This is a genomic window from Streptomyces sp. NPDC000151 (assembly GCF_040301705.1).
Taxonomy (GTDB): Bacteria; Actinomycetota; Actinomycetes; order Streptomycetales; family Streptomycetaceae; genus Streptomyces.
Window position 1 is genome coordinate 109,056 of record NZ_JBEPFC010000003.1, and the last position, 23,554, is coordinate 132,609.

Genomic DNA, 23,554 nt, shown 5'->3' on the forward strand with positions numbered 1-23,554 from the left:
TCAGTCCCGGATCTCGCCGGTCGGCAGGGTGCGGGCGAGCACCGACCGCATCGCGGTCACCGTTTCCTTCACCTCCGCCTCCGTCATGATCAGCGGCGGGGACAGCACGATGCTGTGCGCGGAGTCCCGTACGATCACGCCCGTCTCGCGCCGGATCACATCGTGCGGCATCCGCTCGGGCCGCACCGGCAGCGGCGCGCGCGTCTTCTTGTCCGCGACCAGCTCGACGGCCAGCATCATGCCCACCGACCGCACCTCGCCGACCACCGGCAAGTCGCCCAGCTGCGCCTGGAGTTCGCCGTGCAGCGCACCCCCGATCTCCACCGCGCGGGCCAGCAGCCCCTCCCGCTCGATGATGTCGAGGTTCGCGAGCGCCACGGCCGCGGCCACCGGATGGCCGTTGTACGTGTAGCCCATCGGGAAGCCGTGCTCGCGCAGCAGCTGCTCCGCCACGTGGTCCCCGACCAGCAGCGCACCCAGCGGCGTGTAGCCGGACGTGATGCCCTTGGCGGTGACGATGATGTCCGGCGTGACCCCGAAGTGCTGGGCCGCGAACCACTCGCCGACCCGCCCGTACGCCGTCACCACCTCGTCGAAGATCAGCAGGATGCCGTGCCGGTCCAGCACCTCGCGCACCCGCGGCCAGTAGTCCGCCGGCGGCACCAGCATCCCGCCCACGCCCATGATCGGCTCGCCGATCATCGCCGCGATGTTGCCGGGCCCGATCTCCGCGATCCGCTCCTCCAGCTCCCGGATCAGGAAGTCGCACGGGTCCTCGCCGCCGTACAGCTCGCTGCGGTACGGCCACGGCGGCGTCAGGTGGCTGACGTGCGGCATCATCGGCGCGAACCCCTCGTGGTACAGCGGAAAGCCGGTCGCCGAGCCGCCGCCGTAGCCGATGCCGTGGTAGGCCTTGTCCCGCGCGAGGATCCATGTGCGCGAGGACTCGCCGCGCCGGTGGTGGTAGTAGCGCGCCATCTTGATCGCGGCCTCGTTGCCCTCCGAACCGCCGGAGGTGAAGTACACATGGCCCAGGCCCTCGGGCGCGAGCGAGGTCAGCCGGGTGGCCAGCTCGATCGCCCGGTCGTTGGAGAACTCCCAGAAGCTGGTGAAGTACTCCAGCTTCCGCATCTGCTCGGCGGCGGCCCGTGCCACCTCCTCGCGGCCGTGCCCGATCTGCGCGAGCCAGAGCCCGCCGGTGGCGTCGAGATACGAGCGGCCCTCGGCGTCGGTGAGCCGGCAGCCGGAGCCCTCGGTCATCACGACGCGCTCCTCGACGGAGGAGGGGAGGTACGGGTGGATGATCCGGGCCCGGTCGGCGGCGGCGAGTTCGGCGTGGTTCATGCTGTCCCCTTCGGAGGTTCGGTGGTCGTGGTCGTCGTCGTGGTCATGGTCAGTGCGGTCAGCGCGAGCGTCTGCGCGGTCGCGACCAGGTCGCTGACCTCGATGTATTCGTCAACGGTGTGGAGAGTGGGGGAGCCGTCCGGACGGGTGGCCGTCGGGCCCAGGCACACGGCCGGGGTGCCACCGAAGCGGGTCAGGGTGGCGGCGTCGGTCCAGGACGGCTCGCCGACGACGCGGGGGGCGCGGCCGAGACCGCCCGCCGCCCCGGTCAGCGCGGCCACCAGAGCGTGATCACCCGGTACTTCCGCGGGCGCCAGCTCCGTGTCCCAGGCGAAGACCGGCGGATGCGCGGCCAGCCACCCGTCGGCCCCGGTGGCCTTCCGTACGGTCTCCTCGATCTCCGTACGGACCCGGCTCGCCCAGCCGCCGCCGTCCGCCTGCACGGGCAGATACGTGACGTCCAGGCAGACCTCGCAGGAGGCGGGGTAGGTGACCCACCACTCGCCGCCCTTGATCATCGTGGGCACGATGGACGGCGGCGGGAGGAGCGGGTGGCGGTGCGCGGGGTCCGCCGCCCACTGCTCGCGCAGCTCCCGCACCGCGTCGAGCACCGGGAGCGTCTTCTCGATGGCGTTCACCGCGCCGCCCGCCCGCCAGTCGCCGGGCGGGAACTCGGCGTGCCCCGGCCGCCCCGCGACCGTGACCGTCCCGCCGAGGATGCCGCGCTGGGCGGTGACCACGTTCAGGTCGGTGGGCTCGGGCACGACGGCGGCGTCGGCGCGCACCCCGTATCCGACCGAGGCGAGCGTGCCCGCGCCGTTCCACTCCTCGTCGGTCGCCGTGTTGATCAGCAGATCGCCGGGCAGCCGGATGCCGAGCGCGGCCAGCGCCTCGGCGGCGACCACCGCGGCCGCGATACCGCCCTTCATGTCGCACGTGCCGCGCCCGTACAGCCGCCCGTCCCGCACCTCGGCCCGGAACGGATCGGAGGCCCAGTCGCCGCGCGGCTCGGCCGACACCACGTCGATGTGCCCGTTGAACAGCAGGCTGCGGCCCCCGCCGGTACCGGCGAACCGCGCCACGAGCTGCGGCCGTCCGTCGAAGCCCAGCCGCGGCGGGGTCTGCGGCGACTCCGGCAGGTCCCCGGGGCCCGGCGTCCACACGTCCACCGTCGCGCCCGCGGCACGCAGCCGCCCGGCCAGGAACTCCTGCAGGTCCGCCTCGTCCCGCGCCGGCTCGCCCGCCGACCCCCGTACGGTCGTGTCGAAGCCGACGAGGGTGGTGGTGAGCGCGACCAGGTCGTCGGCGCGCCGCGCGATCTCCTCGCACACCATCTGCTGACGATGCGTCATGCGTACTGGATCCATGTCGTCTTCAGCCCCGTGTACTTCGCGAACGAATGCAGCGACAGGTCGCGGCCGAAGCCGGACTGCTTGAAGCCGCCGAACGGCGTCACCGGGTCGAGCGCGTCCACCGTGTTCACCGACACCGTCCCGGCGTGCAGTGCGTCGCTCACGCGGTGGGCGCGCCCGATGTCCCGGGTCCACACCGAGGCGGCCAGCCCGTACGGCGAGTCATTGGCGAGCCGCACCGCCTCGGCCTCGTCCCCGAACGGCAGCACGGCCAGCACCGGGCCGAACAGCTCCTCGCGGGCCAGCGGCGCGTCCGGCGTCAGTCCGGTCACCACGGTCGGGTCGAGGTACGCGCCGGGGCGGTCAGGGCGGGTGCCGCCGCAGGCCACCGTCGCGCCCGCGGCTCGCGCGCTCTCCACCGCGCCCAGTACGCGGTTCGCCTGCGCCTCGTCGACCAGCGGACCGAGCACGGTCGCGGGGTCGAGCGGATCGCCGGGCCGCCACTGCCGTACGTGGTCGACGACCCGGGCGGTGAACTCCTCCGCGATGGAACTCTCCACCAGCAGGCGGGTGTTGGCGGAGCAGACCTGGCCCGAGTTGTACAGGAAGCCCCAGGCGGCCTTCTCGGCGGCGGCCTCCAGGTCGGCGTCGGCGAAGACCAGGTTCGGGCTCTTGCCGCCGCACTCGGGCCAGACCTGCTTGAGGTTGGACTCGGCGGCGTAGGAGAGGAAGAGCTTGCCGACGGCCGTGGACCCGGTGAAGGCGAGCACGTCGACATCGGGGTGGCGGCCGAGCCCCCGGCCCGCCTCCTCGCCGAAGCCCGGGACGACGTTCAGTACGCCGTCGGGGATGCCGGCCTCGGTCGCGAGCCGGGCGAGCAGCAGTGCGGAGAGCGGGGACTGCTCGGCGGGCTTCAGTACGACGCTGTTGCCTGCGGCCAGCGCGGGCGCCAGCTTCCAACTCGCCATGTCCAGCGGGAAGTTCCACGGCACCACCGCGCCGACCACGCCCAGCGGCACCCGGCGGACCGTCGCGAGGGTGCCCGGCGCGGTCGGTGCCACCTCGTCGTACAGCTTGTCGACGGCCTCCGCGTGCCAGGCGAAACAGCCGGCCGCGCCCGGTACGTCGACGGTGAGCGTCTCGGTGATGGGCTTGCCCATGTCCAGGGTGTCCAGCAGCGCCAGCTCCGCGCCGTGCTCCGTGATCAGCTCGGCGAGCCGGAGCAGCCGGCGCTTGCGCTCGCCGGGCGCGACCCTGGACCAGCGGCCGTCCTCGAAGGCGGCACGGGCGGCCCGCACGGCCGCGTCGACGTCCGCGGCGCCGCAGCGGGCGACGTCGGCGACGGTCTTACCGGTCGCGGGGTCGATGTCGGAAAAGGTGCGCCCGTCGGCGGCGTGGACGTACTCGCCGTCAATGAACGCCCTTGTCTCCGGCCGGAGTTGGGCGGCACGCTGCTGCCAGTCGTCGTGCGTGAGGGTGCTCATGGTGACTCCAGATCAGTGGGTGCCGGCATACGGGGGAGGGGCGGCCGCCGCGCCGGACGCGGCCCGCGCGGCGGCCCGTCGTATCCGCCGCCGCGCCGCGTACAGGTACACCGGCGTGGTGAAGAGCAGCCCGGCGAGCCAGCCGAGGTCGGTGTCGCCGAGGGCGTGGGCGAGCGGCCCGGTGTAGAGCGTCTGGGCCATGAACGGCACCTCGATCAGGATGCCGAGCAGGTAGACGCCGAGGGCCGTGGCGTTCCAGCGGCCGTAGATCCCGCCGTCCCGCGCGAAGAAGGACGGCACGTCGTACGCGCCGTGCCGGACGAGGTAGAAGTCGACGAGGTTGATGGCGGTCCAGGGGATCAGGACGTACTGCAGGAGGTAGATCAGGTTCAGATAGCTCGCCATGAAGGAGTCGGCGAAGGCGGCGGCCAGCACGAAGGACAGGGCGCCGAGGGCGAGCGAGAAGAGCGCGCGGAGCGCCGGGCCCGGCAGCCAGCGGTGCGCGAAGGTCTGTACGGCGGTGACCACGCACAGCGTCGCGCCGTACAGGTTCATGGAGTTGGTGAGCATGGTGACCGCGGCGAAGGACCACAGTGTGAGCTGTGCGAGCGGGCTGCCGAGCAGCTGCGACTGCGCGGCCACCGGGTCCTCGCCGCCCACCGCGAGGCCGACGGCGACGCCGACCAGCATCGGCAGGACGCTGCCGAGCACGCTGCCCCAGTACGTGCACCACAGCGTCGAGCGGACCCGGGCGCGGTCGGCGGGCATGTAGCGGGAGTAGTCCGAGACGTAGGGCGCGTACGCGATCTGCCAGAGCACGCCGACGGAGACCATGCCGAGGAAGCCGCCGAGCGAGAAGCCGCCGCGGGCCAGGAACCCGGCCGGCAGCCCGCCGAAGGCGATCCAGGCGGCGCCGACGAGCTGGACCGCGCCGAAGAGCCAGGTGGTCAGCCGGCCGATGCCGTGCATCAGGCGGTAGCCGACGACGGTGACGACGAGGCTGACCGCCGTGCCGAGCGCGATCCCGGCGTCGACGGGGACGGCCGGCAGCGCCTGCTCCAGCGACTGCGCGCCGAGCACCAGGTTGGAGGCGAAGAACCCCTGGTACATCACGACCACGACGAGGACCACGGCGAGCGCGCCGACGCTGCCGAACTGGCCGCGGCTCTGGATCATCTGCGGCACGCCCAGCTGCGGCCCCTGCGCGGAGTGCAGCGCCATCAGGAAGCCGCCGCCGAGGTGGCCGACGAGCAGCGCGAGCACGCTCCACACGAAGGACAGTCCGAAGACGGTGGGCGCGAGGGCGCCGGTGACCATGGTGAGCGGGCCGAGGTTGGCGGAGAACCAAATGGTGAACAGGTCGCGGGTGCGGCCGTGCCGTTCGTCGTCGGGGATGACGTCGATGGTGTGCCGCTCCACGGTGGCGTTCGCGTCGTTGTCCACGCCGCCTCCTGGCGGGAGAGTGGTGGGCGAAGCATTCTTTGAACCGAGATTCAAACTATGAGGCGCTAGTCTGTCAATGCATCGCGGGGAAGAAAGCGGCATTTGTTGAAGCGAGAAACGGGGAATTTACGGCATGGCAAGGACCAAGAACCAAGGCGCCCGCCGGGAAGCGCTCATCGAGGCGGCGGGCCGGGCGATCACCGGCCGCGGCCTGGCCGGCCTGCGGATCAAGGACATCGCGGCCGAGGCGGGAGTCTCCGCGGGCTCGGTGCTCTACTACTACCCCGAGCTCGACGACCTCGTCTTCGAGGTCCACCAGAGTGCGGTGGAACGCTATCTGACGGGCCGTCATGCCGCTGCCGACGGCGCGGGCGACCCGGTCGAGCGGCTGCGCGCGGCAGCGGCGACCGGCCTGCCGCGCGACAGCGACGACGCCACCCACCGGCTGCTGTACGAGCTGCACGGCCTCGCCGACCGCAGCCGCCAGCACGCGGCCCTGATGGCCTCGCTCTACGCCCGCGAGGCAGCGCTCTACACCACCCTCCTCGAACTGGGCGCCGTCTGCGGCGACTTCACCCTCGACCAGCCCGCCGCTGCCGTCGCCCGCGACCTGGTCGCCCTGGAGGACGGCTACGGCCTGCACATCATCAGCCGCAACCCCGCGGTGGACCACGCCGCGGCGCGCGACGCGGTCCTCCGCTACGCCCGTACGGTCACGGGGTGCGAGCGGCTGTGAGCCGCTCCCGCTGCCGGGGATCCGACGCCAGCGACACCCCCGTCAGCGCCAGCGCCACCGCGCCGTCCAGCACGGCGCGGTCGGCCTCCGGCGTGACGCAGTGCGCCGCGAACTCCTTCTGGTGATTCACCGCGGGCAGCGAACCGATGCCGATGTACGGATGGATCGCGGGCAGCACCCGCGAGACATTGCCCATGTCGGTCGAGGCACGGTTCATCCGCGCCTCGGGCGCGGACGGCGACGTGAACTTCCGCCCCACCGCCTCCGCGTGCGCCCGGTACAGCCCGAGCATCTCGTCATCCGTACGGAACTCCGCGTACGGCGGGCTCTCGTGCGCCACCGACAGCTCACACCCCGCCGCCAGCGCCCCCGCCTCGAAACACCGCTCGACACGCGGCCGCACGGCGTCCAACTCCTCCAGCGAGCCGGCCCGTACGTACCACCGCCCGCTGGTCCGCTCGGGAATCGCGTTCGGCGCCTCGCCGCCGCGCGTCAGCATCCCGTGCACCCGTACGGAGTAGGGGAGTTGCTGGCGGAGCAGGCCGATCGCGACCTGCGCGACGGTGAACGCGTCCGCCGCGTTGCGGCCCTGCTCCGGGTAGGCCGCGGCGTGCGCGGCCTTGCCCTCGTAGTCGATCCGCAGATGCGCCACCGCGTACGGCTCCGCCTCCGCGACGTCCACCGGGCCCGGGTGCACCATCATCGCCGCGTGCACCCCGGCGAACGCGCCCCGCTCCAGCATCAGGATCTTCCCGCCGCCGCCCTCCTCGGCCGGCGTGCCCAGCACCGTCACCGTCAGCCCGAGAGCGTCGGCGACCCGGGCCAGCCCGGCCGCGGCACCCACCGCCGAAGCCGCGATGATGTTGTGCCCGCAGGCGTGCCCCAGGCCCGGCAGCGCGTCGTACTCCGCGCAGAGCGCGAGGTGCAGCGGCCCCGAGCCGATCGTCGCGGCGAACGCGGTGGGCAGGTCGCAGATCCCGGGCGTGACCTGAAAGCCCAGGTCGGCGAGGGCGGACGCGGTCCAGTCGGCGGCCCGCTCCTCCTCCCACGCGACCTCGGGGTGGGCGTGGATACGGTGGCTGAGCGCGAGCAGGTTGTCGGCGGAGTCGGCGACAGCGCCGCGTACGGCGGCGTGCGCGGCCGTATCGGTGCCGCTCATGCCGGATCACCCGGTACGCCGTACCCAGGCGCCGCCCCCGGATCCAGCGCCCGCCGCACGTAGTCCGCCGCCTGCGGCTCCCACCGCTTCCACAGCGCCGCCAGCTCGGCGACCGGATCGCCGTCCGTCCAGTCCACCCGCAGATCGGTCACCGGCCACGGCACCTGGCCGCTGACCAGCAGCCCCGCCGAGTGCACTGGCCCCGCCTCGCCGCCCGCCGCCGCGCCAGCGGCCAGCGCGTCCACCAGCCGCTGCGCCAACGGGGCCGCGGGTTCGGCGGCGAAGGCGGCCAGCATCGCGGCGGGCACGCCCGGGTCGGCGAGCAGATTGCCCGCCGCGACCGCATCCGCGCCGACGGCCTGCGCGTGCACCCCGAGCGTGCGGTCCCCGGAGTACGCGGCGGGCTCCCCGGACGCGCCGATCGCCGTCAACTGTCGCCAGTCCACGTGCCGTACGGCCTGCGCGAGCCGCGCCATCGCGGTCCCCGCGTCCGTACCGCCCGCCAGCGCGTCCAGCAGCTCGGGGCCCAGCCGCGGGTCCGTCACGTTCTGCGAACAGGCGGCGCCGACCCCGGCGCGTACGTACGCACAGCGCGCGGCGACGGCGGGGGAGGAGGAGGACACCACGACTCCGAATTCCCCGGTACGGGGACAGCGTGCGGCAAGGGAGAAGGTCATCGGCGCTCCTTCGGGATCACGGCCGTGGCATCGATCTCCACCAGCCACTCGGGCCGGGCCAGTGCCGAGACCACCAGCCCGGTCGACACGTAGTGCACGCCCTTCAGCCAGCGCCCCATCACACGGTAGACCGGCTCGCGGAAGCGGATGTCCGTCAGATAGACAGTGATCTTGACGATCTCGTCAAGGCGGCTCCCGGACTCCTCCAGCAGCATCGCGATATTCGCCATGGCCTGCTCGGCCTGCGCCTCGACATCCCCCACGCCGACGTTCTCGCGGGTATCGAGGTCCTGCCCGATCTGGCCACGCAGATACACCGTGCCCTCGGCGACCACCGCCTGCGCGAGGTCGTTGGAGAGATCCTGTTCGGGATAGGTGTCGGCGGTGTTGAAGGGGCGAATGCGCCGATGCGTGGTCACTTGGTCCTCCCCAGCGTGCCGAGTACCTTGTCCGACAGCCCCGCCGCGTCCTTCACCAGGTCCAGCGGGCCGTCCCAGTCGAAGTTCCGGTACACCGCGCCGAGATGGGCGAACGGCGGCGACTGGGCGAACAGCTGGAAGGTGAGCCGGTGCCCTGCGTAGTCGGAGTTCAGCAGGTCACGGGCGTACGCGAGGAGCTTGCGGCGATCCTCGGCGACCCAGTGCTCGTTGACGGAGTAGAACTTCTCCAGCCAGGGCGCGGTGTCCGGGTGGTCGAAGGACGCCTTGTCCGGCGTGATGCAGATCTGTCCGCCGCACAGTTCGCGCGCGATGTGCATCATCTCGTGCAGCTGGGAGCAGGCGAGCACCCGCCCGGTGTAGAGCAGGGACTGATTCGGCATCAGCAGGCCACCGGGGCTCGGCTCCGCCATCGCCACCGCCGCCGTGAGGTGCGCGTTGATGCCCTCCCGGTAACAGGCCAGCGTCGCCAGCTTCTCCTGCACGGCCTGCTGCTTCTCCAGCCCGGTCTGCTTCACGTTCCACAGCGCCGCGCCGATCATCAGGTCCGCGAGCCGCAGATTGCGCTGGGTGAAGGCGTACGCGCTGTAGCGGTGCAGGGTCGCGCGGATGAAGGTGGCCGCCTTGGTGTCCCGGTAGAACAGCACGTTCTCCCAGGGGATCTCGACATCGTCGAAGACGACGAGGGTGTCCACCTCGTCGAAGCGGTTGGCGAGCGGGTAGTCCTCGGCGGGCGCGCGGCCCGCGAAGCCCGTACGGCAGATGTACTTCAGCCCTGGGGACCCCATGTCGAGCATGAACCCGAGGGCGTAGTCGGAGAGTTCGGAGTCGCCCCAGTTGGCGATCGTCGGCTTGGTGAACGCCTGGTTGGCGTACGCGGCGGCGGTCTCGTACTTGGCGCCGCGCACCACGATCCCGCCGTCCGTCTCCTTCACGACATGCAACAGCATGTCCGGGTCCTGGTCCTGCGGGCGCTTGGAACGGTCGCCCTTGGGGTCGGTGTTGGCCGACACGTGGAACGGGTCGCCGAAGCACGCCTTGTCGATGTGGCGCTTGACGTTGTCGCTGTACGCCGGGTTGATCGCGTCCAGTACGTCCTGCCCGTCGATCAGCGACCACACCTCGCCGATCGTCTCGTCACCGACCCGCGTCACCACCCCGCCGACATCCGTCAGCACGGCATCGGTCGCGGCCCGCTTGGCGGCCCAGTCCTCCTGTGTGCGCGGCGGCTTCTGCTGGATCGCGTTGACCTCGCCGGTGTCGGGGTCGGCATACGTCATGACCCCACGGCTGTCCGGCTCGTGAGCCATGTCGTAGATGCGGGCCCGGATGTCGACCAACGGCTTGAAGGCGGGGTGTGCGGTGACATCGGCGACCTTCTCGCCGTTGATCCACACCTCCCGGCCGTCGCGGATCGACTCCCGGTACTGCTCCCCGGTACGGATCATGCGGGTGCTCCTTAGGAAGAGGGGGGCTAGAGCGGGCGGTGCGCGCCGTAAGCGCGGGCGTGGTGTACGAGCGGCGCGGCATCCGTCACGGCGGAGGCGAGCACCTCGCCGAGGAGGATGCGGTGCGTACCGTGCTCGTACGCGTCGGCGAGCCGGCAGTCGAAGGCGGCGGCCGCATCGGCCAGGGTGGGCGCGCCGGTGTGCAGCGGGAGCCAGCGCGCGCAGCCGAAGTCGTAGGGTTCGTACGGGGATTCGCCGTCCGCGGGCCGGCCGGCGAACACGTCCGAGACGTGGGCCTGTTCCACGGCGAGGACGTTGACGGAGAAGACACCGTTGCGTACGGCCGCGTCCGCGAGCGGGCTGCGGCGGTTTACACACACCAGCAGCGACGGCGGGTCAGCGGACACCGAACTCATGGCGCTGACCGTCTGCGCGAAGCGTCCGGCCGCTCCATCGGTGGCGACCACGGTGACGCCGGTGGCGGCATTGCCCATCGCGGCGACGAAGTCCGCGCGGGCCGTCCGGGGATCCACCGTGTCGTCCAGAGTGAGGGTCATCATCAGCCTCCCGAGGCGTGCGGGCTCTGCTGAGACACGACTATGGGTGCCCGCTCTACATCCGTAAAGCAGAGGTTTTCGACCTACTGCATCGGTTTTGCAGATGCTTCGGCTCGGGGCAGGTCAAGCCCCCAGCGCCGCCCGGCACACGGCCGCGAACGCCTGGGCGCGGCCCGTCGGGCGGATGCCCGCGAGGCGGGCCAGCACCACCGGCAGGGCGGGCAGCGGATCGGTCAGCCGCAGCGCCACCGCCCGCCCGCCGTCGTACGTCGCGTCGTGCACCGGCCGCTGGTTGAGGATCGCGAAGCCGTGGCCCGCCGCCACCATCGCGCGCACTGTCTCGTAACTCGTACTGCGGTGCCGCACCCTGGGCTCGACGCCCGCCTTCAGGAACAGCGAGCGGAAGTAGTCCCGGCTCAGCGGCAGATCGAGCAGGATCATCGGCTCCGCCGCCAGGTCCGCCAGCCGCACCGAACCGGCCCCCGCCAGCGGATGGTCCGGCGGCACCAGCGCGTACGGCGGCGCCACCGCCAGCACCTCCCGCTCGATGTCCGGGTCCAGCCCCAGGTCGTACAGGAGCGCCAGCTCGCACGTGCCGCCGCGCAGATCCTCCTGCACCGCCCGGATGTCGCCCTCGGTGACCTGCACCCGCACCGCGGGGTGCGCCTGCCCGAACTCCCGCAGCAGCCGCGGCAGACAGAACGGCGCCAGCGTCTGGAAACAGCCCACCGCCAGCTCGCCCACCAGCTCCGTACCGAGGCTGCGCGCCGCCTCCGTCAGGTCCTCGGCGTGCGTGAGGAAGCCGCGCAGCTCGTGCAGGAACCGCTCGCCGGCCCGGGTCAGCGACAGCCCCTTCGCGTGCCGCCGGATCAGCAGCTGCACCCCCAGCTCACGCTCCAGATGCGTCACCGCTGTCGAGATCGCCGACTGCGAGACACTGATCCGCTGGGCGGCCGCGGTCATGCTGCCGAGCTCCGCCGCGGCCATGAAGTACCGCAGCTGTACGAGGGTGAAGTTCGCGTCCTTGGGCATGACCGGATCCTGCCATCCCCGCTGCATCGGTTCATCAGATGGAGGAGCGCGGATTTCTCTGATTGACCGGATCATCGAGGCTGCCCGAGACTCCCTGCCATCACACGTCAGGCGAGGAGACGCCCGTGACCGAACCCTCAGACGCGCTCGAACAGCACACCATCGACCACGTCCCCGAAACCGAACGGCACGGCCGCGCCCGCGACCTGTTCACGATGTGGTTCGGGACCAACATCGCGCCGTTGCCGCTGGTCACCGGCGCCATGGGCGTCCAGGTCTTCCATCAGTCCTTCGTCTCCGCGGTCCTCGCGATCGTCGTCGGCCAGCTCGTCGGCGGCGTCTTCATGGCATTGCACTCGGCGCAGGGGCCGCAGCTCGGCGTGCCGCAGATGATCCAGAGCCGCGCGCAGTTCGGCTCGGTGGGCGCGCTGCTCATCGTGGTCGTCGCCGCCGCGATGTACGTGGGGTTCTTCGCCTCCAACATCGTGCTGGCGGGCAAGTCGCTGCACGGCCTCGCGCCCGCCGTCCCGGTCGACGCGGGAATCCTGCTCGGCGCGGCCGGCTCGGCGGCCATCTGTCTGATCGGCTACCGCCTGATCCATCACCTCAACAAGATCGCCACCGTCGTCCTCGGCCTCGGCATCCTCGCCGGGCTCGCGGTGGTCATCGCGCGCGGCCTGCCCGAGGACTTCCTCACCCGCGGCTCCTTCACCTTCGCCGGCTGGCTCGCCACCGTCTCGCTCAGCGCCCTGTGGCAGCTGGCGTTCGCCCCGTACGTCTCGGACTACTCGCGCTACCTGCCGCGCACGGTCCGCACCGCGAGCACCTTCTGGGCCACCTACTGGGGCTCCTGCCTCGGCTCCGCGCTGCCCTTCCTCGCCGGTACGGTCGTCGCGCTGGTCAGCCCCGACCCGGACGCGGTCGCCGGATTCCACGACGCGGCCGGCGCGTTCGGCCCGGTACTGCTCCTGCTCTTCCTCGTCAGCGTGATCAACCACAATGCGCTCAACCTCTACGGCGCCGTCCTCTCGATGATCACCATCGGGCAGACCTTCCGGGCCCGCTGGCAGCCGCGCCTCCTCGCGCGCGGCGCCGTCTCCGCCCTGGTCCTCGCGATCGCGCTGGTCATCGCCCTCGGCCTGTCCAGCGACTTCGTGAACCACTTCGTCAACCTGGTCCTCGTCCTCCTGGTCGTCCTCGTCCCCTGGACCGCGATCAACCTCATCGACTTCTACCTGCTGCACCGCGGTCGCTACGACTTCGACGCCCTCTTCGCCCCGGACGGCGGCCGCTACGGCCGCTTCAACCCGGTCGCGCTCGGCTCGTACGCCCTCGGCATCGTCGTACAGATCCCGTTCCTCGCCACCGACCTCTACACCGGACCGCTCGCCGCGCGCCTCGGCGGCGCCGATCTGTCCTGGCTGGTCGGCCTGATCGTCACCGCGCCGCTGTACTACCTGTGGGCCCGCGCGCGGCACGGCGTGGGGGAGGGGGACGTGGACCTGGACAGTACGGACGATCCGCTCGTGGCCCTGTCCGGCGGGCAGCCGGAGAGTTAGGCTGCGGCCCGCCCGGAAGCCGATCTTCGCAAGCCCTTGGAGGTGCCATGGAACTCAACCTCCACCGGCTGTGGATCTTCATGCAGGTCGTCGAGCACCAGGGCTTCTCCGCCGCCGCGCAGAAGCTGTACATGAGCCAGCCCTCGGTCTCCAACCAGGTGCGCAAGCTCGAACAGTCGCTGCGCGTCACGCTCGTGGACCGCTCGGGGACCCGCGCCCGGCCGACCGCCGAGGGCGAGGTGCTCGCCGAGTACGGCAAGCGGGTCTTCCTGCTCGCCGAGGAGGCGGTCGCGGCCGTGCAGCAGGTCAGCGGGCTGGCCACCGGCCGGCTGCTGGTCGGCGGCTCGACGACCGTCGGCACGTATCTGCTGCCCGCGCTGCTGGCCCGGTACCGGGAACGGCACCCCGCCATCGAGTGCGACATCTTCGTCGGCAACGGCGAGGCGGTGCAGGAGCAGCTGCTGGGCGGCGGCATCGGGATCGCGGTGGTGGCCGGCAGCCCGCACGGCGACCGGCTCGTCGTGGAGACCGTGCTGGACGAGCGGCTGGTACTGGTCGCGGCCCCCGGCCACCGGCTCGCGGGCGCCGCCGAGGTGACGCCCGCGGAGCTGGCCGGGGCGCGGTTCCTGCTGCGCGAGCCGGGCTCCCAGACCCGCAGCCTCCAGGAACAGGTGCTCGCCGACTGGGCGCTGGAGGACGTGCCGCGCGCGGACATCTGGGGCCCGGAGGCGGTGAAGCAGTGCGTGGCCGCCGGGCTGGGTCTCGCGCTGATCTCCGAGCACGCGGTGGGGGAGGACGTACGGGCCGGCCGGCTGGCCGTACTGCCCGTCGTGCCCGCGCCGGAGCCCCGGCCGGTCAGCCTGGTGCACCGCAGGGACCGGCTGCTGTCCCCGGCGGAACGCGCCTTCCTCACGCTGCTGCGTGAACTGCGTCACTGGCCGGGGGAGTTGCCCGGCCCGGGAACCGCCGGTACGGACGAGTAATCCGCGGTACGGACGAGTAACGGCCGGTCGGAGACAGTGTCGTGCGCCACCCACCGCCCTTATCCGGCCGTCACCCCGTGCCTTCCGCCTCCGGTGGCCGTTTGCTCCCGTCCGGGCCGTGATCAGCCCATGTGCCGTGTGGAGGGCGTTTCGGGAGGGTTCCGCGGCGCTTGCGCCGCGGCCGAGGTCAGCGGGTCGGCGACCGGCTCGTAGCGGGGCGTGATCAGGGTGGCACGCGCTGCCATCGAAGAGGTGTGCGCCCGCGTGCAGGTGCATCCATGCACCCACCCACGTGGATGCAATATTGCACTTTTCGCTGGCCGGGCGGAGCGCACGTGCTGCTCGGACGGCATGTGACACCCAGTGCCACCCGGGCCCCCGGTACCTGACCGTCCGCCCTGCATGAGCAAACGCATATGGTCGCGCAACGCGCGTATACCCAAGGGTCGGCAATGTGACCGGATCGGAGTGTGCGCAGAAGCGAACGAGCCGCCAGAGTTACCGAACCAATCACGGCAGGACCGAAGTCCGCCCCTGGGGAGGGGGCGCACCGAGTGGTCCCGCCATTGACAGATGGGGTGGGCAGAGAAATGTGGGCTGTGATGGTGCGGTGAGGGCGCTGCAGGTGAGGCAGGGTGACCTGGTGCTCATTCAGGGCCGTTGGCGGCAAGTCCAGTCCGTTAGAGCGGATGTGCGGGCGATGGGGGCGACGGCCGTGGTGCTCGTCTTCGATCGCGGTTCGGTGGCACGGGTCCGTGCCGCCGACGCACTGGCAGTACAGCGCGGTGGCAAGCACCCGCGGTCAGAGGCGCCGTGCGCGAGCATACGAAGCATCCCGGCACGGCGCACCGGCCTGGCCGGCGAGGGCCGCTGACCGATCCGCGGACCCGACCGGCGTCCGGAGACGGCCTCTGCTCCACCGTCTCCGGACGCCGAGTCATGCCCGGCGCCACCGTGTCCCGACGTCGCGCCGTGCCCGGCACCACCGGTGAGGTCGGCAGCCGAGCACACCCGCGTGTACCTGACACCGACAGCCGCGCTCTAGAATGGCCCCTCGGCCGCGTCGGCGCGGGCCCGCGGCCGAGACCCCGTATCGCCGCACGAGCCTGCCCTCCGACGTACGCCCCGCCGCCCAGCCGTACGCACGACAGAGCAGGACGCATGCCGAACCACCCCGCGCCAGCGGTCAAGGACGCCCAGCCGGGCGCATCGGAGACCACCACCGACGCCTACGCCCGCAAGGCGGTACTCGCCTCCGCCGTCGGCTACGGCCTGGAGGGCTTCGACCTCCTCATCCTCAGCTTCGCCCTCTCCGCGATCACCGCCGGGCTGCACCTGACCTCCGCCCAGGCCGGATCGCTCACCACGATCACCCTCATCGGCTGCGTCGCCGGCGGGCTCCTCTTCGGTCTGCTCTCCGACCGCCTCGGCCGTATCCGCGTCCTGACCTGGTCGATCATCCTCTTCGCCGTCTTCACCGGCGTCACCGCGATCGCCCAGGACTTCCCCCAGCTCGCCGCCTCCCGCTTCCTCGCCGGCATGGGCATCGGCGGCGAGTTCGGCATCGGCATGGCACTGGCCGCCGAGGCGTTCCCCAGCCGCAAACGCGCCCGCGGCACCTCCTACGTCGGTCTCGGCTGGCAGACCGGCGTCCTCGCCGCCGCCCTGCTCTCCGCCCCCGTCATCAACGCCTGGGGCTGGCGCGCGCTCTTCGCCCTCGGCGTGCTGCCCGCGGTCGCGGCCTTCCTCTTCCGCCGCACCATGCACGAGCCCGCCGCGTTCACTGCCGCGAAGAGTGCCGAGCGCCCGGCCACCGCGCCGCTGCGCTCCCTGGTCGCCACCCCCGCCGCGCGCCGCTCGACCCTCGGCGTGCTCGTCCTGACCTCGGTACAGAACTTCGGCTACTACGGCATCATGACCTGGCTGCCGAGCTACCTCTCCCAGCAGTTCGGCTACAGCCTCACCAAGTCCGGCGCCTGGACCGCCGTCACCGTGCTCGGCATGGCCTGCGGCATCCTCGCCTTCGGCCACCTCGCCGACCGCATCGGCCGCCGCCCCACCTTCTGGATCTTCCAGGCCGGCTCGGTCGTCACGGTCCTCGCGTACGCCACCCTCGCCACGCCCACCGCACTCCTCATCGGCGGCGCGGTCATGGGCGCCTTCGTCAACGGCATGACCGGCGGCTACGGCGCGCTCATCGCCGAGCTGTACCCGACGCACGCGCGCGCCACCGCGCAGAACGTCCTCTTCAACGTCGGCCGCGGCATCGGCGGCCTGGCCCCGCTCGTCGTCGCCCTCGTCGCCGGCTCGTACGGCTTCCAGAAGGCGATCGCCCTGCTCGCCGTCATCTACGTCCTGGACATGGCCGCGATGCTGCTGATCCCGGAACGGAAGGGCGCCGAGCTGGACTGAGGGGCTTGCCCACAATCCAGCCCGTCCGGCGATCGCTGACCTATTTCAGCCTGTCCGACGATCGCTGACCTATTTCAGCCCGTCCGGCGTTTGAGGACCGGGGGCCCGGGGGCAGCGCCCCCGAAGCACCCCGGCGCGGCCGTCACCCGCCCCAGGTCCCACCCAGCCGCGGCGCCAGCCAAGACGGCGCCTCCGCCCGGAACCGGGCACCCGGCAAAGCCCCCGACCCCGCCGGTACGAGTCCCAACAGCGGCGCCCCCGCCGACTCCGGCAGATCCTCGATGTTGCAGCGCGACGCCAGGTCAGGATCGGCGGGCCAGCTGCCGATCACCACACCCGGCGTCGCGATGCCCGCCGTACGCAACGCATGCGCCGTCAGCGCGGTCGCGTTGAGCGTGCCGAGACCCGCCTGCGCGACCATCAGCATCGGTGAGCCGAGCGCCTTCGCCGCGTCCGCGAGCGTCGCGCCGGTCTCGTCGAAGCGGACCAGCAGCCCGCCCGCGCCCTCCACCAGCACCACGTCGTGCTCGGTGGCCAGCTTGGTCGCCGCCTCGGCGATCTCGTACGGGCGTACCGGCGGCAGCCCGGCCCGCCGTGCCGCGGTCGCGGGCGCCAGGGGCTCCGGATAGCGGGCGAGTTCGGCGGTGGTCACCGCGTCACCGGCCAGCCGGGCCACCTCCGCCGCGTCGCCCGGCTCGTCCGGCGCGACCCCGGTCTGGGCGGGCTTGAGCACCGCGACCGACCGGCCGCGGGCCAGCTCGGCCGCGGCGATCGCGGCGCTGGTGACCGTCTTGCCGATCTCCGTGCCCGTGCCCGTGATGAACAGCACCGACATGATGTACGCGTCCTCCTCAGCCCTCGCGCGCGGCAGCGCACACCGCGGCACAGATACGGGCGATGTCCTCGTCGCCGGTGATGTACGGCGGCATCGTGTAGATCAGATCGCGGAACGGCCGCAGCCACACGCCCGCGCCGACGGCGGCCCGGGTCGCGGCCGTCATGTCGATCGCGTGGTCGAGCTGGACGACGCCGATGGCGCCCAGTACCCGTACGTCCCGGACGCCCGGGATCGTCCTGGCCTGCGCCAGTCCGTCCCACAGGCCGGTCTCGATCCGCTTGACCTCCTGCTGCCAGTCCTGCGCGAGCAGGACGTCCAGCGAGGCGTTGGCGACCGCGGCGGCCAGCGGGTTGGCCATGAACGTCGGCCCGTGCGCGAGCACCGGCACCTCGCCCCGGGAGATCCCGTCCGCCACCCGCGGCGTGCACAGCGTCGCCGCCATGGTCAGATAGCCGCCGGTCAGCGCCTTGCCGACGCACATCACGTCCGGTACGACGCCCGCGTGCCCGGCCGCGAACAGCTCGCCGGTCCGGCCGAAGCCCGTCGCGATCTCGTCGAAGACCAGGAGCACGTCGTGCGCGTCGCACGCTTCCCGCAGTACCCGCAGATACGCGGGGGAGTGGAAGCGCATGCCGCCCGCGCCCTGTACGACCGGCTCCACGATGACCGCGGCCAGCTCGTCGGCATGGCGGCCGATCAGCTCCCGCAGGTGGTCCGCGTACGCCTCGTCCAGCGGTGCGTCGAACCCGCCCGGCGGCTCGTCGGCGAAGACCTGCCGGGGCAGTACGCCCGACCACAGGTCGTGCATCCCGCCCTCCGGGTCGCACACCGACATCGGCTGCCAGGTGTCACCGTGGTAACCGCCGCGCCAGGTCAGCAGCCGCTGCTTGGCCGGGCGGCCGAGCGACCGCCAGTACTGCAGGCACATCTTGGCCGCGACCTCGACCGAGACGGACCCGGAGTCGCACAGGAAGACGTGCTCCAGGTCGCCCGGCGCGATGTCGGCGAGCCGCTGGGCGAGCCGGACGGCGGGCTCGTGGGTGAGCCCGCCGAACATCACATGGCTCATCCGGTCCAGCTGGCCGCGTGCTGCCTCGTTCAGTACCGGGTGGTTGTAGCCGTGGATCGCCGACCACCACGACGACATGCCGTCGACCAGCTCGGTGTGACCCTGCACCGGCTCGGCGGTCCGCAGCCGGACCCCGGCCGCCGACTCGATCACCAGCGGGTCGTCCTTGCCGGGCATCGGGCCGTACGGGTGCCATACATGCTGCCGGTCCAGGGCCAGCAGGTCGTGCACGTGCATCGGCTCGGCCTCAGGCATTGGGCGGCAGGTCGGTACCGGCGCCGCGGCGGCGCACCGAGACCAGGTCCGTACGGGCACCGTCAGCGTCCGGCGCCTCGGCCACCGCACCGGCCGCGACCGGCTCGGGCTCGGCGGCGACCGGCTCGGATCCCGCGTCACCGCACGGCGCGCAGCCACCGTCACCGTGCCCGCCGCAGCCACTCGACTCCTGGCCCGCGTGGCTGCCGCAGCCCCCGGCGGCGGCCAGGGCGTCGGCGCGGTGCGCGGGCAACGTCGTGGTGCCGGCGCCCTCCACCTCGAACCCGGCGTCCGCGATCATCGCCAGGTCGTCCTTGCCGGCCTGGCCCTCGCTGGTGAGGTAGTCGCCGAGGAAGATGGAGTTGGCCAGGTGCAGCGCGAGGGGCTGCAGGGTGCGCAGGTGCACCTCGCGGCCGCCGGCCAGCCGTACTTCGACATCAGGGCAGACGAAGCGGACCATGGCCAGGATGCGCAGGGCGCGCTGCGGGGTGAGGTTCCACTCCTTGGCCAGCGGGGTGCCCTCGAAGGGGATCAGGAAGTTGACCGGTACGGAGTCCGGGTCCAGCTCGCGCAGCGAGAAGACCACGTCGACCAGGTCCTCGTCGCTCTCGCCCATGCCCGCGATCAGGCCGGAGCAGGCGGACATGCCGGCCGCCTGGGCCTGCTGGACGGTGGAGACGCGGTCGGCGTAGGTGTGCGTGGTGGTGATCTGGCCGTACGTCGCCTCGGACGTGTTGAGGTTGTGGTTGTACGCGTCGGCGCCCGCGTCCCGCAGCCGCGACGCCTGGCCGTCGGAGAGCAGCCCGAGACAGGCGCACACCTCGACGCCCTCGTTCTGTTCCTTGATGGCCGAAATGGTCTGCGAGACGCGGTCGACGTCCTTGTCCGTCGGGCCGCGGCCGCTGGCGACCAGGCACACCCGCTTGGCGCCGCCCGCGACACCGGCGGCGGCCGCCTCGGACGCCTCGTCGGGCTTGAGCCAGGTGTACTTGAGGATCTCGGCCTTGGAGCCGAGTCGCTGGGAGCAGTACGAGCAGTCCTCCGGGCACAGGCCCGACTTGAGGTTGACCAGATAGTTCAGCTTCACCCGCCGCCCGAACCACTGGCGGCGGACCTTGCCCGCCGCCGCTACGACGTCGAGCAGCTCGTCATCGGATGTCGCCAGTACGGCGAGTGCCTCTTCGCGGGTCGGCGACTCGCGCCGCAGACCCTTCTCCACCAGAGCGTTCAGCAGGTCCATGGCGAAGATCCTGTCTTACGGCACCGCTCGCGGCCAAGGAGGATTCCCACAACGCCGCTGGTTGGGGGTGTGTGTATCGCCACACCGTAAGCAGGCGTAACGACCGCTAACGTCTATCGACAGCCAACAAACCCGAGGAAGCCGATGCCTGCCGATCCCGCCGCCGCCCAGCCCGGTAACGACCCCTTCGCCTGGATCGACGAGGCGCGCGAGCGGCGTCGCGGCGCCGGGCTCGTACGGACGCTGAACCCGCGCCCGGCCGACTCCGCGCTCCTGGATCTGGCGAGCAACGACTACCTGGGCCTCGCCCGGCATCCCGAGGTCACCCGGGCCGCCGCGGCCGCCGCGCACCGCTGGGGCGCAGGCGCGACCGGCTCCCGCTTGGTCACCGGCACCACCGAACTGCACGCGCAACTCGAACGCGAACTGGCCGAATACTGCGGTTTCGAGGCCGCACTGGTCCTCTCCTCGGGCTACGCGGCCAACCTCGCAGCCGTCACCGCGCTCACCGCGCCCGGCTCCCTGGTCGTCTCCGACGCCGGCAACCACGCCTCGCTCATCGACGGCTGCCGCCTCTCCCGCGCCCGTACGGCCGTGGTCCCGCACAGCGACCCCGAAGCCGTGCACAAGGCCCTGGACGCCGCCCGCGCCGAACCCGACTACGAAGGCCGGGCCGTGGTCGTCTCCGACTCGGTCTTCTCGGTGGACGGGGACGCGGCACCGCTGGCCGGGTACGTCACTGCCTGCCGCGCGCACGGCGCCGCGCTGCTGGTGGACGACGCGCACGGGCTGGGCGTGCTGGGTGAGGGCGGGCGCGGCGCGTTGTCGGCCGCGGGCCTGGCGGGGGACCGGGACGTGGTGGCCACCATGACGCTCTCCAAGTCCCTGGGCAGCCAGGGCGGTGCGGTACTGGGCCCGGCGAAGGTCATCGAGCACCTGGTCAACACGGCCCGTACGTTCATCTTCGACACGGGTCTGGCGCCGGCCGCCGCCGGTGGCGCGCTCGCCGCGCTCCGGCTGCTCCGCCGCGAGCCGCAGCGCGCGGACCGGGCCCGTGCCGTGGCCCGCGAACTCCACCGCCGACTGACGGCGGGGGGACTGTCGGCCGTTCTTCCGGACGCCGCGGTGGTCTCCGTGCGGGCTCCCTCGCCCGAGCAGGCCGTGCGGTGGGCGGCGGACTGCCGTGCGGCGGGTCTGGTGGTCGGCTGTTTCCGTCCGCCGTCCGTTCCCGACGGTATTTCCCGGCTCCGGCTGACCGCCCGCGGAGATCTGACCGACCGGCAGATTGACGAAGCGGTCGGTGCGATCCTTTCGACCGCACCGACCGCTTGACCGAATTCCCCGGAACCGGTGTCCGAATTTTATTCTTGAACCGTTTCCGGGAAGGGCTGGATCAGCCCTCCTTTGTGGGCCGACCGATGTGCAGGGCGTCGACAAAAGCCCGCCATGCAGGGACCGCGAAGAGCAACGCCGGTCCCGAAATGTCCTTCGAGTCGCGCACGGCGAGAGTTTCACCGTTGACCCGGGCGGTCTCGACGCAGTTGTTCATTCCCGTGCTGCGCGTGCTGCGCACCCAGCACGCGCCCGCAAGGGCCGTGCTGGCGGGTACGTACCGCGGCGATGCCGTCATAGTGGAGCCTCCTCAACGCGCCCGGACCAGGCCGTCAGGCATCTGCGGTCCGGGCAATCAAAGCCGATGATTCCTCGCATGAGAGAGCGTGCCCCCGCAGCGTGTCGAATGCATCGCTGTACGCCCTGAGGTCCTCTTTGCGTTCGAGGTAGAGGCTACTCGTCAAATGGTCGAGAACCACCACATCCAAGTCAGCAATGAGCGGAAAGGAGAAGATAACGAAAGGGCCGGTGATGCCGATGTGGACCCCGGCAGTGAACGGCAGCACCTGCAGTCGCACGTGCGGCAGTTCCATGACCTTGAGGAGATGCCGCAATTGGGCTTTCATCACCTCTGGACCACCCGCCGGACGGCGTAGTACCGCCTCGTCCAACACGGCCGAAAGTTTCAGCGGAGGGTCCCCCTCCAGAACGCTCTGCCGCGCTATGCGGACCTCGACGAGTGCATCGATTCTGCTCTGGGGCAGGTCGGCCAGCGCGGCCCGGGTGACGGCGCGCGCGTAGTCCGGGGTCTGCAGCAGCCCCGGTACGACCGTCGTCTCCAGCGTCCGCGCGTGCGAGGCGCCGGCCTCCAGGCTGATGAAGTCCCGGTAGGCGGGCGGCAGCAGGTCGCGGTAGGTGTGCCACCAGCCGCGCCCGGCGTCCCCTCCGCCACCGCCGCCCGCGTCCTGGCCGCACAGCGCGGCCAGCAGTGCGCGGGACTCCTCGTCGCGCACCTCGTACGCGTCCAGCAGCCGTTCCACGTCGGCCGGACGCACTCCGCTCCGGCCGGTCTCTATCCGGCTCACCTTCGACTGATGCCAGCCCACAAGACGGGCGGCCTCGCCGCTCGTGAGCCCGGCCAGATTCCGACGGCGCCTCAACTCCGCACCGAGCTTGCGACGGCGCACTGCGGGACCGTGGTGCATGAACCCTCCTCACGGGCGTACCGCGATTCGTCATAACTGACACCGATGCGTCAGTGTGCCGCCCAAATACGGTCTCGCGTAGCAGAGTTCACCGCTTCGAGCGACAGATATATGCATATCTTGGTGGATGGCTCACGGCAGGGGCAGCATGAGTGGCAGTCTGGCGCAATGCAGCGGCAAGGGGCCGATTTTCGGACCCGATCATGCCGCTGCCCAGCGGAGAGACGGCCTCGGGTGGGAAAGGGACGGCGCGGCGATGGCAGATCACCAGGAAGCATCACTGACCCTGCCGAGCGCGCCCGACTCCGTACCGATGGCGCGCAGATACGTTACTGGGGTTCTCACGGAGTGGGACGACACGCCGACCGGCGTGGGGCGTGCCGAACTCCTCGACTCCATCCGGCTCATCGTCTCCGAGCTGGCCACCAACGCCGTCGTACACACCTCGGGCCGGTCCCCGACCTTCACGGTCGACGTCCACCTCGACCGCCACGAACTCCTGCGCATCGGCGTGACGGACGACCACCCCCGGATGCCGCGCCGGCTGCCGGCCGCGGTCCAGCAGGACAACGGCCGCGGCATGGTCATCATCCGCTGCCTCGCGGCGGAATCCGGCGGAAAGATCACCATCGAACCGACGGAGAGCGGCGGCAAGACGGTCTGGATCGCCCTCCCCTGGCCGGTTCCGGTGCTGCCCGGGGAACCGCGACCGGCCGGCACCTGAGAACAGCGCACGGCCTTGCACCCGACCGGCCCCGAAGCCGGCCCCGACCCGCCCGAATGCGGCCGAGATCATTCGCCCGGCCCGTACCGCGATTGCGCCCCGCCCCCGTCCGCCCCTCGCTTCAGCAGCGCCTCGGCCCCCACAGGTACGAAGCCTGCGGCGAGCAGCGCCCGCACACTCGCGCCATTCGCCGGCGCCACTTGAGCCCACACGGCCTCGCCCGGCGGCACGAAATGCCGCCCGGCCGCGGCGAGCCGCCGCCCGAGCC

At 71.7% G+C, this 23,554-nt stretch carries 21 protein-coding genes and 1 pseudogene; 6 read left to right on the forward strand and 16 right to left on the reverse strand.

Annotation, left to right across the window (positions count from 1 at the left end; all coding sequences use genetic code 11):
* The 4 genes from ABT381_RS02265 to ABT381_RS02280 are packed head-to-tail and all read right to left on the reverse strand — an operon-like array spanning position 1 to position 5,623.
* Complete coding sequence (locus ABT381_RS02265) at positions 1–1,344, reverse strand: aminotransferase family protein (protein ID WP_351586669.1); 1,344 nt, start codon at positions 1,342–1,344, stop codon at positions 1–3.
* Complete coding sequence (locus ABT381_RS02270; protein WP_351586671.1) at positions 1,341–2,696, reverse strand: ArgE/DapE family deacylase; 1,356 nt, start codon at positions 2,694–2,696, stop codon at positions 1,341–1,343. Before ABT381_RS02270 ends, ABT381_RS02265 begins: the two co-directional genes overlap by 4 nt.
* Positions 2,693–4,180 (reverse strand): aldehyde dehydrogenase, encoded by a 1,488-nt coding sequence (locus ABT381_RS02275; protein WP_351586673.1) that lies wholly within the window; start codon positions 4,178–4,180, stop codon positions 2,693–2,695. Before ABT381_RS02275 ends, ABT381_RS02270 begins: the two co-directional genes overlap by 4 nt.
* Positions 4,181–4,192: 12 nt before the next feature.
* Positions 4,193–5,623 (reverse strand): purine-cytosine permease family protein, encoded by a 1,431-nt coding sequence (locus ABT381_RS02280; RefSeq protein WP_351586675.1) that lies wholly within the window; start codon positions 5,621–5,623, stop codon positions 4,193–4,195.
* A gap of 133 nt (positions 5,624–5,756) precedes the next feature.
* Between ABT381_RS02280 and ABT381_RS02285 the strand changes: the two genes are divergently transcribed.
* Positions 5,757–6,359: a TetR/AcrR family transcriptional regulator gene (locus ABT381_RS02285; protein WP_351586677.1), complete on the forward strand. Its 603-nt coding sequence runs from the start codon at positions 5,757–5,759 to the stop codon at positions 6,357–6,359.
* Here ABT381_RS02285 and ABT381_RS02290 read toward each other — a convergent pair.
* The 6 genes from ABT381_RS02290 to ABT381_RS02315 all read right to left on the reverse strand — a co-directional run bounded on the left by ABT381_RS02290 (position 6,337) and on the right by ABT381_RS02315 (position 11,669).
* A complete protein-coding gene (locus tag ABT381_RS02290; RefSeq protein WP_351586679.1) occupies positions 6,337–7,518 on the reverse strand; it encodes a M20 family metallopeptidase in 1,182 nt (393 codons plus the stop codon). The genes ABT381_RS02285 and ABT381_RS02290 overlap by 23 nt on opposite strands.
* Positions 7,515–8,195, reverse strand: coding sequence for a DUF1028 domain-containing protein (locus tag ABT381_RS02295; protein WP_351586681.1), 681 nt, complete (start codon positions 8,193–8,195; stop codon positions 7,515–7,517). Before ABT381_RS02295 ends, ABT381_RS02290 begins: the two co-directional genes overlap by 4 nt.
* Positions 8,192–8,614 carry a RidA family protein gene (locus ABT381_RS02300; RefSeq protein ID WP_351586683.1) on the reverse strand — a complete coding sequence of 141 codons (423 nt, stop codon included), beginning with the start codon at positions 8,612–8,614 and terminating at the stop codon, positions 8,192–8,194. Before ABT381_RS02300 ends, ABT381_RS02295 begins: the two co-directional genes overlap by 4 nt.
* The gene (locus ABT381_RS02305) at positions 8,611–10,080 is read right to left on the reverse strand and encodes a 4-hydroxyphenylacetate 3-hydroxylase family protein (protein WP_351586685.1); all 1,470 of its coding nucleotides are present in this window, start codon (positions 10,078–10,080) and stop codon (positions 8,611–8,613) included. The genes ABT381_RS02300 and ABT381_RS02305 overlap by 4 nt, the downstream gene beginning before the upstream one ends.
* A 26-nt stretch (positions 10,081–10,106) precedes the next feature.
* On the reverse strand, positions 10,107–10,637 hold the full coding sequence (locus tag ABT381_RS02310; RefSeq protein WP_351586687.1) for a flavin reductase family protein: 531 nt from the start codon (positions 10,635–10,637) through the stop codon (positions 10,107–10,109).
* A gap of 123 nt (positions 10,638–10,760) precedes the next feature.
* A complete protein-coding gene (locus ABT381_RS02315) occupies positions 10,761–11,669 on the reverse strand; it encodes a LysR family transcriptional regulator (protein ID WP_351586689.1) in 909 nt (302 codons plus the stop codon).
* Between the two features lie 125 nt (positions 11,670–11,794).
* Here ABT381_RS02315 and ABT381_RS02320 point away from each other — a divergent pair, with 125 nt between their 5' ends.
* The 3 genes from ABT381_RS02320 to ABT381_RS02330 all read left to right on the forward strand — a co-directional run bounded on the left by ABT381_RS02320 (position 11,795) and on the right by ABT381_RS02330 (position 16,623).
* Positions 11,795–13,228, forward strand: coding sequence for a purine-cytosine permease family protein (locus ABT381_RS02320; RefSeq protein ID WP_351586691.1), 1,434 nt, complete (start codon positions 11,795–11,797; stop codon positions 13,226–13,228).
* A gap of 47 nt (positions 13,229–13,275) precedes the next feature.
* Entirely contained in the window at positions 13,276–14,211 is a 936-nt protein-coding gene (locus ABT381_RS02325; protein ID WP_351586693.1) for a LysR family transcriptional regulator, read from the forward strand.
* Between the two features lie 1,161 nt (positions 14,212–15,372).
* On the forward strand, positions 15,373–16,623 hold the full coding sequence (locus tag ABT381_RS02330) for an MFS transporter (protein ID WP_351586695.1): 1,251 nt from the start codon (positions 15,373–15,375) through the stop codon (positions 16,621–16,623).
* 142 nt (positions 16,624–16,765) lie between these two features.
* Here the strand turns inward: ABT381_RS02330 and bioD are convergent, their stop codons facing one another.
* The 3 genes from bioD to bioB are packed head-to-tail and all read right to left on the reverse strand — an operon-like array spanning position 16,766 to position 20,025.
* Positions 16,766–17,458, reverse strand: a complete 693-nt coding sequence (gene bioD / locus ABT381_RS02335) for a dethiobiotin synthase (RefSeq protein ID WP_351586697.1) — start codon at positions 17,456–17,458, stop codon at positions 16,766–16,768.
* Positions 17,459–17,474: 16 nt separating this feature from the next.
* Positions 17,475–18,785 carry an adenosylmethionine--8-amino-7-oxononanoate transaminase gene (locus ABT381_RS02340; protein ID WP_351586699.1) on the reverse strand — a complete coding sequence of 437 codons (1,311 nt, stop codon included), beginning with the start codon at positions 18,783–18,785 and terminating at the stop codon, positions 17,475–17,477.
* Positions 18,778–20,025 (reverse strand): biotin synthase BioB, encoded by a 1,248-nt coding sequence (gene bioB, locus ABT381_RS02345; protein WP_351586701.1) that lies wholly within the window; start codon positions 20,023–20,025, stop codon positions 18,778–18,780. Before bioB ends, ABT381_RS02340 begins: the two co-directional genes overlap by 8 nt.
* Positions 20,026–20,169: 144 nt before the next feature.
* On the opposite strand from bioB, the gene ABT381_RS02350 reads away from it, so the two are divergent.
* Complete coding sequence (locus tag ABT381_RS02350) at positions 20,170–21,357, forward strand: 8-amino-7-oxononanoate synthase (RefSeq protein WP_351586703.1); 1,188 nt, start codon at positions 20,170–20,172, stop codon at positions 21,355–21,357.
* Between the two features lie 61 nt (positions 21,358–21,418).
* On the opposite strand, the gene ABT381_RS02355 is transcribed toward ABT381_RS02350, so the two are convergent.
* The gene (locus tag ABT381_RS02355; RefSeq protein WP_351586705.1) at positions 21,419–21,655 is read right to left on the reverse strand and encodes a DUF397 domain-containing protein; all 237 of its coding nucleotides are present in this window, start codon (positions 21,653–21,655) and stop codon (positions 21,419–21,421) included.
* Between the two features lie 34 nt (positions 21,656–21,689).
* Positions 21,690–22,562 (reverse strand): helix-turn-helix domain-containing protein, encoded by an 873-nt coding sequence (locus ABT381_RS02360; protein ID WP_351586707.1) that lies wholly within the window; start codon positions 22,560–22,562, stop codon positions 21,690–21,692.
* Between the two features lie 256 nt (positions 22,563–22,818).
* Between ABT381_RS02360 and ABT381_RS02365 the strand changes: the two genes are divergently transcribed.
* Positions 22,819–23,286 (forward strand): ATP-binding protein, encoded by a 468-nt coding sequence (locus ABT381_RS02365; protein ID WP_351586709.1) that lies wholly within the window; start codon positions 22,819–22,821, stop codon positions 23,284–23,286.
* 68 nt (positions 23,287–23,354) lie between these two features.
* Here the strand turns inward: ABT381_RS02365 and ABT381_RS02370 are convergent.
* Positions 23,355–23,554: pseudogene (locus ABT381_RS02370) on the reverse strand (hypothetical protein); the annotation flags it as partial.